This is a genomic window from Cellulomonas endometrii, assembly GCF_949769265.1.
In the GTDB taxonomy this organism is placed as follows: domain Bacteria; phylum Actinomycetota; class Actinomycetes; order Actinomycetales; family Cellulomonadaceae; genus Cellulomonas; species Cellulomonas endometrii.
Genome location: NZ_CATKPC010000003.1, coordinates 74,547 through 86,572 on the forward strand (window position 1 = coordinate 74,547; position 12,026 = coordinate 86,572).

The 12,026-nt window shown below is 75.2% G+C and carries 9 protein-coding genes; 5 read left to right on the plus strand and 4 right to left on the minus strand.

Annotated features, from left to right (window positions below; all coding sequences use genetic code 11):
* Positions 1–103: 103 nt before the first annotated feature.
* Entirely contained in the window at positions 104–493 is a 390-nt protein-coding gene (locus QNH85_RS04870) for an oxidoreductase (protein WP_282945048.1), read from the minus strand.
* A 214-nt stretch (positions 494–707) separates the two neighbouring features.
* Here QNH85_RS04870 and lpdA point away from each other — a divergent pair, with 214 nt between their 5' ends.
* The 3 genes from lpdA (at position 708) to QNH85_RS04885 (ending at position 5,934) form a co-directional block, all read left to right on the plus strand.
* A complete protein-coding gene (gene lpdA / locus QNH85_RS04875; RefSeq protein WP_282945049.1) occupies positions 708–2,093 on the plus strand; it encodes a dihydrolipoyl dehydrogenase in 1,386 nt (461 codons plus the stop codon).
* Positions 2,094–2,125: 32 nt separating this feature from the next.
* Positions 2,126–3,838: a 2-oxoglutarate dehydrogenase, E2 component, dihydrolipoamide succinyltransferase gene (gene sucB, locus QNH85_RS04880; RefSeq protein WP_282945050.1), complete on the plus strand. Its 1,713-nt coding sequence runs from the start codon at positions 2,126–2,128 to the stop codon at positions 3,836–3,838.
* 626 nt (positions 3,839–4,464) lie between these two features.
* On the plus strand, positions 4,465–5,934 hold the full coding sequence (locus tag QNH85_RS04885; RefSeq protein ID WP_346016293.1) for a glucoamylase family protein: 1,470 nt from the start codon (positions 4,465–4,467) through the stop codon (positions 5,932–5,934).
* Between the two features lie 29 nt (positions 5,935–5,963).
* Here QNH85_RS04885 and QNH85_RS04895 read toward each other — a convergent pair whose 3' ends face one another.
* Positions 5,964–6,968 carry a LacI family DNA-binding transcriptional regulator gene (locus QNH85_RS04895; protein WP_282945052.1) on the minus strand — a complete coding sequence of 335 codons (1,005 nt, stop codon included), beginning with the start codon at positions 6,966–6,968 and terminating at the stop codon, positions 5,964–5,966.
* Positions 6,969–7,032: 64 nt separating this feature from the next.
* On the opposite strand from QNH85_RS04895, the gene QNH85_RS04900 reads away from it, so the two are divergent.
* Positions 7,033–7,920: a TIGR01777 family oxidoreductase gene (locus tag QNH85_RS04900; protein ID WP_282945053.1), complete on the plus strand. Its 888-nt coding sequence runs from the start codon at positions 7,033–7,035 to the stop codon at positions 7,918–7,920.
* Between the two features lie 123 nt (positions 7,921–8,043).
* Here QNH85_RS04900 and QNH85_RS04905 read toward each other — a convergent pair whose 3' ends face one another.
* Together QNH85_RS04905 and QNH85_RS04910 are read right to left on the minus strand one after the other, a co-directional pair.
* Positions 8,044–9,084: a Gfo/Idh/MocA family oxidoreductase gene (locus QNH85_RS04905; protein WP_282945054.1), complete on the minus strand. Its 1,041-nt coding sequence runs from the start codon at positions 9,082–9,084 to the stop codon at positions 8,044–8,046.
* Between the two features lie 10 nt (positions 9,085–9,094).
* The gene (locus QNH85_RS04910; protein ID WP_282945055.1) at positions 9,095–11,434 is read right to left on the minus strand and encodes an MMPL family transporter; all 2,340 of its coding nucleotides are present in this window, start codon (positions 11,432–11,434) and stop codon (positions 9,095–9,097) included.
* A 73-nt stretch (positions 11,435–11,507) separates the two neighbouring features.
* On the opposite strand from QNH85_RS04910, the gene QNH85_RS04915 reads away from it, so the two are divergent.
* On the plus strand, positions 11,508–12,023 hold the full coding sequence (locus tag QNH85_RS04915) for a MarR family winged helix-turn-helix transcriptional regulator (RefSeq protein WP_282945056.1): 516 nt from the start codon (positions 11,508–11,510) through the stop codon (positions 12,021–12,023).
* The last annotated feature ends 3 nt before the right edge of the window (positions 12,024–12,026 follow it).

Here is a 12,026-nt window from a genome sequence, read left to right on the forward strand (position 1 = left end):
GCCGGCCGCGTGCCCGGCACCCCGCCACGGGGTGCCGGGCACGCGTGCGTCCGGGGACGGACGGAGCCGGGGCCTTTAGGTACGGCGGGAGCGGCAGCGGCGCTCAGCGCGGGTCGGACGCGCGGCGCTCGGCCCGCTCCCGGGCGGCGCGCTCCCGCAGGATCCGCTGCCGGCTGTTCCAGTCACGCATGCGCTGCGGGTAACCGGTGCGCTGCACGTCGTAGAGCGGCACGCCGAGGGTGCGGGCGAGCTCGTGGCCCGCGCGCGCGTCGGGCACCCGGCGCCGGGTCCACTCCCCGTCGGTGGCGATGAGCATGAGCGTGGTCTGCGTGACGTTGGTCTGGGGCTCCAGGTACGCCTCGACGCCCACGCGGCTGCGGGTGAACTCGCGCAGGTGCTCCAGCGTCTCCTCCCGGGCGGCCTTCCCGGTGGGCGGGGCGTCCGGGGCCGCGGGGGTGCCGGACCGGCGACGCAGACGTGAGAACAGGCCCATGCGGCGAGCCTAACGGCGCAGTCTGGGCACCGGCTGGGATTCACCCGCACAGGCGCACCCGGCGGTTCGCGCGCCCCCGCCGCGCCAGACATGGGATGACTGTCTCCAGAATCACAGGGCAGCCGCGGTGATCTGGGTCGTCGGGCCTATGCGGAGATGACAAGATGACTCGGAACAACCGCGTTCCACAAGTCTGCGCCGGAGGAGTCTTCACGTGTCCGACACGACCGGATCCGCTTTCGACATCGTCGTCCTGGGCGGAGGGAGTGGCGGCTACGCGGCTGCGCTCCGCGGTGCCCAGCTCGGCCTGAGCGTCGCCCTGATCGAGGGCGACAAGGTCGGCGGAACCTGCCTGCACAACGGGTGCATCCCCACCAAGGCCCTGCTGCACGCCGCGGAGCTCGCCGACAACGCCCGCGAGGGCTCGCACTTCGGCGTGCAGACGCAGCTCACGGGCATCGACATGAACGGCGTCAACGAGTACAAGGACTCGGTGATCGGCCGCCTGTACAAGGGCCTGCAGGGCCTCATCAAGTCCCGCAAGATCACCGTCTTCGAGGGCTACGGCAAGCTCGTGGCGCAGGACACGGTCGAGGTCAACGGCGAGCGCGTCACCGGCCGCCACGTGATCCTCGGCACCGGCTCCTACGCCCGCTCGCTGCCCGGCCTGGAGATCGGCGGTCGCGTGATGACCTCCGACCAGGCGCTGAAGATGGACTTCGTGCCGAAGTCCGCGATCATCCTCGGCGGCGGCGTCATCGGCTCGGAGTTCGCGAGCGTCTGGAAGTCGTTCGGCGCGGACGTCACGATCATCGAGGCGCTCCCCCACCTGGTCCCGAACGAGGACGAGGCGCTGTCCAAGGCCTTCGAGCGCGCCTTCCGCAAGCGCGGCATCGCGTTCAACCTGGGCGTCCGGTTCTCCGGCGTGACCCAGGACGACGCCGGCGTGCACGTCTCCCTCGAGGACGGCAAGACGTTCGACGCGGACATCCTGCTCGTCGCCGTCGGCCGCGGCCCCCGCACCGCCGACCTGGGCTACGAGCAGCAGGGCATCACCCTGGACCGCGGCTTCGTCATCACGAACGAGCGCCTGCACACCGGCGTCGGCAACATCTACGCCGTCGGCGACATCGTCCCGGGCCTGCAGCTCGCGCACCGCGGGTTCGCCCAGGGCATCTTCGTCGCCGAGGAGATCGCGGGCCTGAACCCGCAGCCGATCGTCGAGTCCGGCATCCCGCGCGTCACCTACTCCGACCCCGAGGTCGCGTCCGTCGGCCTGACCGAGGCGAAGGCCAAGGAGGTGCACGGGGCCGACGCGGTCGAGACCCTCGAGTACAACCTGGGCGGCAACGGCAAGAGCCAGATCCTCGCGACGCAGGGCTTCATCAAGCTCGTGCGGCAGAAGGACGGCCCGGTCGTCGGTGTCCACATGATCGGCGCGCGCGTCGGCGAGCTCATCGGGGAGGGGCAGCTCATCGTGAACTGGGAGGCCTACCCCGAGGACGTCGCGTCGCTCGTCCACGCCCACCCCACGCAGAACGAGGCACTCGGCGAGGCGCACCTGGCGCTGGCCGGCAAGCCGCTGCACGCCCACAACTGACCACACGAACTTCGAAGGAGACACGAGCGGTCATGTCCGACAACGTGCAGCTTCCCGCTCTCGGCGAGTCCGTCACCGAGGGCACCGTCACCCGCTGGCTCAAGAACGTGGGCGACCGCGTCGAGGTCGACGAGCCCCTGCTCGAGATCTCGACCGACAAGGTCGACACCGAGGTGCCCTCGCCGTTCGCGGGCGTCCTCGAGCAGATCCTGGTCCAGGAGGACGAGACCGCCGAGGTCGGCGCCGTCCTCGCCGTGATCGGTGACGGCTCCGGCGCGGGCGGCGGCGAGTCCGCCCCGGCCGAGCAGCCGGCGCAGGAGTCCACGCCCGCCCCCGCCGAGCAGGCGACGTCCGGCGAGGGCTACGGCTCCCCGGCGCCCGAGGCCGAGGCCGCCCCGCAGGCCGCACCGGCCGAGCAGCCCGGGCAGGCGGAGCAGCCGGTGTCCGGCGGCGACGTCGACGGCCAGCAGGTCACCCTGCCGGCGCTCGGCGAGTCCGTCACCGAGGGCACCGTCACCCGCTGGCTGAAGGCCGTGGGCGACTCCGTCGAGGTCGACGAGCCCCTGCTGGAGATCTCGACCGACAAGGTCGACACCGAGGTCCCGTCGCCGTTCGCCGGCGTGCTGCAGCAGATCCTGGTCGGCGAGGACGAGACCGCCGAGGTCGGCGCCCCGCTGGCAGTCATCGGCTCGGGCGCGGCCGCCGCCCCGGCGTCGCAGTCCGGCGAGACCGCGACGGCCGCCGCGCCGCCGGTCACCGAGGCCGCCGCGCAGTCCGCCCCGACGCCGCAGGCCGGCGGGTCGTACCTGACCCCGCTGGTCCGCAAGCTCGCCGCGGAGAAGGGCGTCGACGTCTCGACCCTCACGGGCACCGGCGTCGGCGGCCGCATCCGCAAGGAGGACGTCCTGGAGGCCGCCGCGAAGGCGGAGGAGGCCGCCAAGGCCGCCGCCGCGCAGGCCCCCGCGGCGCCCGCCGCCGCTGCCGCCCCGGCCGCCGCTGCCGCGCCGAAGTCGCTGGAGCCGTCGCCGCTGCGCGGCACCACCGAGAAGGCCAGCCGCCTGCGGCAGGTCATCGCGGAGCGCATGGTCGACGCCTTGCACAGCCAGGCGCAGCTGACCACCGTGGTCGAGGTCGACGTCACCAAGGTGGCGCGCCTGCGGGCGAAGGCGAAGGAGGGCTTCAAGGCACGCGAGGGCGTCAACCTCACGTTCCTGCCGTTCTTCGTCCTCGCGGCGGTCGAGGCGCTCAAGGTTCACCCCAAGATCAACGGTGTGCTCGAGGGCAAGGAGATCACCTACCACGGCACGGAGAACGTGGGCATCGCGGTCGACACCGAGCGCGGCCTCGTCGTGCCGGTGATCCGGGACGCCGGCGACCTCAACCTCGCGGGCATCGGCCGGAAGATCGCCGACCTCGCGGGCCGCACCCGCGCCAACAAGGTCACCCCGGACGAGCTGTCCGGCGCGACCTTCACGGTGACCAACACGGGCTCCGGCGGCGCGCTGTTCGACACGCCGATCGTCCCCGGCGGCACCTCCGCGATCCTCGGCACCGGCACGATCGTGAAGCGCCCCGTGGTCACCACGGACGCCGACGGCGCCGAGGTCATCGCGATCCGGTCGATGTGCTACCTGGCCCTGTCGTACGACCACCGCCTGGTGGACGGCGCGGACGCCTCGCGGTACCTCATGACGGTGAAGCAGCGGATCGAGGAGGGCGCGTTCGAGGCCGAGGTCGGCCTCTGACGCGTGCGCCTCGTCGCACCCCCGACGCCCCGGTGACCCTCGCGGTCGCCGGGGCGTCGGCGTTCGCGCACCCGTTGACGGGTACCGACGGCGCGGCTAGCGTGCTCGGGCTCTTTCGACAACGGGTGTCGAAATTTCGGCGCCCCGGACCACGAGGACGTGCCCGATGCGAGAAGCAGCCCACGCCGACGACCGGCGCCATCCCTCCCCCGGCGACCGGGCCCCACGCCGCGGCAGGCGCCGCCGTGCGGTGGCCGCGGCGGGCGTCGCGGTGGTGCTCGCCGCGGCCGGTGCGGCTCTGACGCCGGCAGCCGGCCTCGCCGCCACGCCCGCCCCGGCGGGCAACGGCCACGGGGCTGGTCACGGTGGCGGTCACGGCCAGGTCGACGAGGACCTGCTGCGCGGCTGGCTCACCGACACGTACGGGTCGCTGGAGGCGATGACCGACCCCGGCACCGGCCTGGTCGCCGACAACATCGCGGGCGCGCTGGACCCGGCGACCGCGAGCGCCTACACCTCCCCCACGAACATCGGCGGCTACCTGTGGTCGACCGTCGTCGCGCGGGACGTGGGCGTGCTGGACCCGGCCGAGGCGCGCGACCGGCTCGCCACGACGCCTGGCGACGATGGACCGGCACGACGCGAGCGGGATGTTCTACAACTGGTACGACCCGGCGACGGGTGCCCGCGTGGACACCTGGCCGGGCGACGGCACGGTGGTCGAGCACTTCCTCAGCTCCGTGGACAACGGCTGGCTGGCCGCGGCGCTGCGGGTGGTCGCCGAGGCGGAGCCCTCGCTGGCCGCCGACGCGCGGGCGCTCTACGACGCGATGCACTTCGGCATCTACTACAACCCGGACGGTCGCCCGGACCTCGGCGTCGGCCTGCTGCGCGGGGGCTTCTGGGACTCCGAGCCCGCCGGCTGCTCGGTACCCGGGAACTACACCGGCGGCGAGACCGTCTACTACACCTGCCACCACTACGACACGACGGTGTCGGAGACCCGGATCGCCCTGTACCTGGGCATCACCGACGGCGAGATCCCGCCGGAGGCGTACTACGGCACGTACCGGACGTTCCCGTCGACGTGCGACTGGTCGTGGCAGGAGCAGCGCCCGAGCGGCGTGACGCGCACCTACAGCGGTGTCCCCGTGTACGAGGGCGTGTACCACTTCGGGGACATGGCGCTGGTGCCCGGGTGGGGCGGGTCGATGTTCGAGGCGCTGATGCCGGACATGCTGGTCCCGGAGTCCGAGTGGGCTCCGCGGTCCTGGGGCGTGAACCACCCGCTGGTCGTCGAGGCCCAGAAGCAGCACGGGCTCGAGGAGGCCGGCTACGGCTACTGGGGGTTCTCCCCCGCCAGCAACCCGCACGGCGGCTACGCGGAGTACGGCGTCGACGCGCTGGGCATGCGCTCGGACGGCTACCTGTCCGACGGGACGACCGACGTCGACGCCGGGTTCGCCGGCTGCCGCGAGGGCACCAACCCGGACCCGCAGCTCGGCGACGGCGTCGTGACCCCGCACGCCGCGTTCCTCGGGCTGGAGTACGACCCGCGCGGCGTGGTGGAGAACCTGCAGAACATCGCCGACGACCTCGGCGGCTACGGGCCGGGCGGCTTCTACGACTCCGTCGCGGTGCGGTCGGGGACCGTCGCCGAGCGGTACCTGTCCCTGGACCAGTCGATGATCGTCGCGGCGATCGGCAACTACCTGGACGACGGCGCCCTGCGGGACTACGTCACGGACGACGAGATGGAGCAGCGCCTGCGGCCCGTGCTGGCCGCCGAGGTGTTCTCGTCCGCGGCGGAGCCGGTGGTCCCGGCGGTCACCGACCCCGCACCGCGCCGCCCGGTCGCGCAGATCGACCACCTGGCCGGCACCGGCGAGCCCGGCGCCCACCTGACCGTCACCGGGCGGGACGGGGGCACGTGGTGCACCGCCGAGGTCGACGCCGACGGCGCGTGGTCGTGCACCGTCACGCCGGTCACCCAGCGCGGGGCGCACCGCGTCACTGTGAGCACCACGAACGACGCGGGGATCACCGTGCCGTCGCGGCCGGTCACGCTGGTCGTGGCGCGCGGCGGGCACGGCTGACACCGGCGGGTCAGCGGCTCAGCGGCTGCTCAGCGCGGCGGGCTCGTCGAGTCCCGGACCACCAGCCGGGTCGCGAGCTCCAGGTGCGCCGGGCCGGGGGCACCCTCCCGCGCCCGGTGCACCAGCGTGACGGCGGCGTCGCCCATCCCGGCGAGCGGCTGCCGGACGGTCGTCAACGCCGGGTCCAGCCACGCGGCCACGGGCAGGTCGTCGAAGCCGACCACCGCGAGGTCGTCCGGCACCCGGACCCCGTGCTCGCGGGCGGCGCGCAGCACGCCGATCGCCGTGTCGTCCGAGGTGGCGAACACGGCGGTCGGCGGGTCGTCCAGGCGCAGCAGCACGCTCGCCGCCCGGAACCCGCCGTCCACGCTGTAGTCCCCGTCGCGGACCAGGTCGTCGTCGGCGCCGATGCCCGCCTGGATCAGCGCCGTCCGGTACCCCGCCAGGCGCGCGACGGCGTTGTCCTGCTCCTGGGGCCCGGTGATGATCGCGATGCGCCGGTGGCCCAGGCCCACGAGGTGCGCGGTGGCGTCCAGCCCGCCGCGGAAGTTCGTCGCGCCGACCGCCAGCAGGTCCGGGTCGGGCCGGGTCCGGGGGTCGACGACCACCAGCGGGACCGCCGCCCTCCCCAGATCCGCCCGGGCGGCGTCGTCCGGCACCCCCACCACGCTGACCAACCCGTCCGTCCCCCGCGCGAGCGCGTGCCTGACCCAGGCGCCGCACGACCCGGTGTCGGGGTCGACGGTCACGACCAGGTCGGAGCCCAGCCGGGCCGCGGCGCGCGCCGCGCCCCGCACCACCGCCTCCGCCCAGGTGCTGTCCAGGTCGACCATCCGCAGGTCGACGAAGCCGGTGCGGCGGCTGCCCGAGGGCCGCACCGCGTACCCGTGCCGCGCGAGCACCTCCGTCACCCGCTGCCGGGTGGCCGGCGCCACGTCGGCGCGGGAGTTCAGCACCTTGGAGACCGTCGGCACCGAGACCCCGGCCTCGGCGGCGACCACGGCGAGCGGCGGCGTCGGGCGGTCGGCGTCCATGCCGCCCCACCCTAGGGGCAGGCGCCGGCGGGCCCGGCCCAGGTCAGGGACGTAGGGTCGCGGCATGGTCGTGGTGGTGGCGGGGTCGAGCGGGCTGATCGGGACGGCGCTGGTCGAGCGCCTGCGCGCGGAGGGGCACACGGTGCGGCGGCTGGTCCGCCGGGCCCCGCGCGGCGCCGACGAGGTCCGGTGGGACCCCGACGCCGGCGTGCTGCCCGCCGAGGCGCTCGCCGGGGCCGACGCCGTGGTGAACCTCGCGGGCGCGGGGGTCGGGGACAAGCGCCTGACCGCCGCCCGCAAGCGGGTGGTCGTCGAGTCCCGCACCCGGAGCACCGGGCTGATCGCGTCCGCGATCGCGGACATGGACCGGCCGCCGCGGGTGCTGCTGCAGGGGTCGGCGACCGGCGCCTACGGCGAGCGGGGCGACGACCTCGTGACGGAGGCCGAGCCGTACGGCGAGACCTTTCTCTCCGGCGTCGTGCGGGCCTGGGAGTCCGCCGCCGCCCCCGCGGTCGCACGTGCCGACGTCCGGGTCGCGTTCCTGCGCAGCGGCATCGTCCTCGCGCCCCGCGGCGGCGCGCTGGGCAAGCTGCTGCCGCTGATCCGCCTCGGCGTGGGCGGCCCGCTGGGGACGGGGCGGCAGTACTGGAGCTGGATCAGCCTCGAGGACGAGGTCCGCGCGATCCTGCACCTGCTGGACGCGCCGGTGTCCGGGCCGGTGAACCTGGTGGCGCAGCCGGCGCGGCACGGCGACATCGTCCGGGCGATCGCCGCGGAGCTGCACCGCCCCGCGCTCGTGCGGGTGCCGGGCTGGGCGCTGACGATCGCGATCGGGCAGTTCTCCGAGGAGATCCTGGGCAGCCTGCGCGCGACCCCGACCGCGCTGGCGGCCGCGGGCTTCGTGCACCTGCACCCCACGCCGGAGGCCGCCGCGGCCGCGATGCTCCGCTGACCGCCGGTCGCCGAGACTGCAGCTGCTGGGCGGTTCCCGGCCCGCGAACCGCCCGGGTTCTGCAGTCTCAGCGGAAGGGGCGGCGTGCGGGAGGGGATGGGAGGAAGGGCGCGGGGGCGTCGGTCAGGGGGCGTCGAGCTGGACCACGCGGTGCTCGGCCGACGAGACGAGGGCCGCGTCCAGGACGCGCGCCGTGACCACCGCGTCCGCCGGGTCGACCGGGACCGGCCCCGTGCCGCGGACCCACGCCTCGACCGCGCGGTAGAAGTCGGGGTGCCCGCCCGGCGCGCGGCGGACCGGCTGTTTCTCGGCGCCGCGCACCAGCCAGCCCTCGTGGTCCTCCCCCGCGGCCTCGTCCAGGACGGCGAACGGCGTCGCCTCCCCCTCGAAGCTCGTGACCAGGTAGGCCCCGCGCTCCCCGAGCACCCGCGTGCGCGGGCCGGGCGCGCCCACGAGCCCGCCGGCCTGCAGGTGGCTGATGACCGCTGTCCCGTCCGGGCGTGCCGCGTGGGTGAGCGCGAGGAACACGTCGTCGACCGCCGGCGTGGTGATGTTCCGGAGCTCGGCGTGCACGCTCGCGACCGGGCCGAACAGCTGCACCGCCGAGTCGACCAGGTGCGCGCCGAGGTCCAGCAGCAGGCCGCCCGCGCGGGTGTCGTTCTCCTTCCACCGGTTCTGCGGCACGGGCCGGAACCGCTCCCAGCGCCGCTCGAACCGGTGCACGCGGCCGAGCTCCCCGGCGTCGAGCAGCGCCCGCAGCGTCAGCTGCTCCGGGTCCCACCGGCGGTTCTGGAACACGGTGAGCCTGCCGCCCGCCTCGGCACCGGCCCGGGCGAGCTCGGCGGCCTCGTCGGCGGTCGTGGCCAGCGGCTTGTCGACGACCACGACCACGCCCGCCGCGAGCGCGAGGCGCACGTGCTCGGCGTGCCGGCCCGTGGGGCTGGCGATGACGACGACGTCGAGGTCGCCGGCGTGCGCGAGCATCCCCGCGACCTCGCCGTCGACGGCGACGTCCGGCCAGTCCTCCTCGGCGACGGCGGCCCGCTCGGGGCTCCGGGTGACCACCCGGGCCACCTGCGCGCCGACCTCGCGGAGCAGGCGGGCGTGGATGCCCCGCCCCGCCGACCCGTACCCGACCAGTCCCACCCGCAGCGTGTCCGTCATGGCCGCCACCCTAGGCCGCCCGGTCGACGGCCTCCTGGCGGGCGAGCCGGCTGGGCCACCAGGTCCGGGGCCCGAGGTCGTGCACCAGGGCCGGCACGAGCAGGCTCCGCACGACCAGCGTGTCGAGCAGCACGCCGAACGCCACGATGAACGCGAGCTGGGCCAGGAACAGCAGCGGGATGACGCCGAGCGCCGCGAACGTCGCCGCGAGCACGACCCCGGCCGAGGTGATCACCCCGCCGGTCACCGCGAGGCCGCGCAGCACGCCCACGCGGGTGCCGCTGCGCACGCTCTCCTCCCGGACGCGCGTCATGAGGAAGATCGAGTAGTCGACCCCGAGCGCGACCAGGAACGTGAACGCGTAGAGCGGCACCGCGGGGTCGGCCCCCGGGAAGTCGAGGACGTGCTCGAACACGATCGCGGCCACGCCGAGCGCCGCCGCGAAGGACAGCACGTTCGCCAGCATGAGCAGCACCGCGGCGACCACGGACCGCAGCAGCACCATGAGGATGAGGAGGATGACGACCAGCACGACCGGCACGATCACCCGCAGGTCCCGGGTGCCGGCGTCCTGCGCGTCCAGCGTCTCCGCGGCCGCCCCGCCGACCAGCGCGTCCGGCACCGCCTCGTGCACCGCCTCGCGCAGCCGCTCGACGGTGTCGACGCCCGCCGTGGTGTCGGCGGCGTCCTGGGTCGCGACGTCGACGCGCACGTTCCCGTCGACGACGACCGGCTCGGCGGGCTCGGCGGCCCCGTCCGTCGGCGGGCCGGCCGGCGCGCCGACGGACGCCCCGGTGTACGGGACGGCCGACACGACCCCCTCGACCCCGAGCGCCGCCTCGACCACCGCGTCGGCATCCTCGGCGGCCACGACGACCGTCGCCGGCTGCACCGTCCCGGCCGGGAAGTGGGCGGCAAGCACCTCCTCCCCGGCCACGGCGTCGACGTCGCTGAGGAACACGTCGGCCTGGCTGGTGCCGGACGCCTGGAACGTCGGCAGGAACGCCGCGAACCCGAGCAGCACGACGGTGGTGACGACCCAGACCACCCGGTCCCGGCGGCCCACGCCGCGGGCGAGCCGGCCCCACAGCCCCGCGGCGGGCGCCGGGTCGGCGTCGGACCCGGGCGCGACGTGCGTCCCGTGGTGCGCCGGTCCGGTCCCGCCGGCCACCACGGGCTCCGCGGCGGGGCCGGCGGCGTGCGCGCCGATCTCCGGGCGCGGCACCCGGGGCCAGAACAGCACCCGCGACCGCCGGCCCGCGACGAGCAGCAGCAACGGCAGGAGCGTGAACGCCGCCAGGTAGGCGGACGCGATGCCGATCGCGCCGACCGGCCCGAGGCTGCGGTTCGACGCGAGGTCGGAGAGCAGCAGGCAGAGCAGGCCGGCGACGACGGTCCCGGCGGACGCGGTGATCGGCTCGAGGCTGCGGCGCAGCGCCCGGCGCATGGCCGCGGCCGGGGACTCGACGGCGCGCAGCTCCTCGCGGTAGCGGGCGACGATCAGCAGCGCGTAGTCGACCGACGCACCGACCACGAGGATCGACAGGATGCCCTGGGCCTGCCCGTTGAGGGTGAGCGCCCCGGCGTCGGCGAGGTGGTAGACGGCGAGCGCGGCCGCGCAGAGCGCGAACACCGCGGTGAGGATCACCGCCAGCGGCAGGAACGGCGACCGGTAGACCAGGACGAGGATCACCAGCACGGCGCCGAGCGCGACGAGCAGCAGCACGCCGTCGATGCCGCCGAACGCGTTGGTCAGGTCCGCCACGAAGCCGCCCGGGCCCGTGACCCACGCGAGCAGGCCCGCCTCGCCGGCGGAGTCCGCGGTGGCGCCGAGCTCGTCGGCCAGCGCGTCGCGCACGACCTGCACCGCGACGCCGACCACGCTCTCGTCGTCCGCGAGGCTCTGCTCGGCCGCCTCCGCGTCGAGCGACAGCGGGACGAGGAGCGCCTCGCCGTCCTCCGAGGGCACGACCACCGGGTCGCCCGTCAGGACGTCGCCGAGGGTGGCGGGGTCCCCCGCGGCCGGGTCGGCCCCGGGCAGGGCGAGGTCGGCCAGCCCGTCGACGACCGGCTGCACGGTGGCGGCGGCGTCGGGGTCGAGCGCCCCGCCGTCCTCCGCGGTCAGCACCACCAGCACCGGCAGCGACTCCGACGTGACGAACTCGGCCGACAGCTCGGCCGCGCGGGTCGACTCGGCCGACGAGGGCAGGAACGCCGCCGAGTCGTTGGTCTGGACCTGGGACAGCTGTCCCTGCGCCATCCCGCCGAACGCCCCGACGGCGAGCCACCCCGCGACCACGACCAGGACGGCCAGACCGCCGACGATCCCCCGCAACGATTTCCTCAGCATGCTGAGCACTATGCGCGACGGGCGCGCTTCCGGCAACATGTGCCCGGTACACGCGTCGAGAGAAGGAAGCTTCGTGGAGCGGCTCCAGCAGCACGGCGCCGCCGACCGGCACCCGCGGTGGGCGGCCATGGCCGCGCGCGACCCGAGCGGCTGGCCCGTCGGCCGGCTGCTGTCCGCCGCCGCCCGGCGCGTCGAGCGGGACTGGAACGCCCACCTCGCGTCGTGGGACCTCAACCACGCCAGCCAGCCGGTCCTCGTGATCCTGCTGCGGGGCCCGCGCACCCAGGCCGAGCTCGCGGCGCTGTGCGAGGTGACCGAGCAGACGATGAGCCGCGTGCTGGCCCGCATCGAGCGCACCGGCTACATCACCCGGTCGGCGCACGCCACGGACCGGCGCAAGCAGCAGATCGACATCACCGACGCCGGCCGCGCCGCCGTGCTGTCCGCGTCCGACCCGGCCGCCGCGGAGGCGATGGTGACCGAGGGCCTCACCGACGAGCAGGTGGCCCAGCTGCGCGAGCTCCTGCTGATCGTGGCGCGGCGCGGCCAGGGCGAGGCCGAGGACGACCCGCAGCCCCGCGCCGGCTGAGGA

What these genes read in the sequence shown, in the direction of transcription:
- QNH85_RS04895 (WP_282945052.1), bottom strand. Translation starts at nt 6,968, where the DNA reads ATGGACGCCGACCGCCCGACGCCGCCGCTCGCCGTGGTCGCCGCCGAG.
- QNH85_RS04910 (WP_282945055.1), bottom strand. Translation starts at nt 11,434, where the DNA reads ATGCTGAGGAAATCGTTGCGGGGGATCGTCGGCGGTCTGGCCGTCCTG.
- QNH85_RS04870 (WP_282945048.1), bottom strand. Translation starts at nt 493, where the DNA reads ATGGGCCTGTTCTCACGTCTGCGTCGCCGGTCCGGCACCCCCGCGGCC.
- sucB (WP_282945050.1), top strand. Translation starts at nt 2,126, where the DNA reads ATGTCCGACAACGTGCAGCTTCCCGCTCTCGGCGAGTCCGTCACCGAG.
- QNH85_RS04900 (WP_282945053.1), top strand. Translation starts at nt 7,033, where the DNA reads ATGGTCGTGGTGGTGGCGGGGTCGAGCGGGCTGATCGGGACGGCGCTG.
- QNH85_RS04905 (WP_282945054.1), bottom strand. Translation starts at nt 9,084, where the DNA reads ATGACGGACACGCTGCGGGTGGGACTGGTCGGGTACGGGTCGGCGGGG.
- QNH85_RS04885 (WP_346016293.1), top strand. Translation starts at nt 4,465, where the DNA reads ATGGACCGGCACGACGCGAGCGGGATGTTCTACAACTGGTACGACCCG.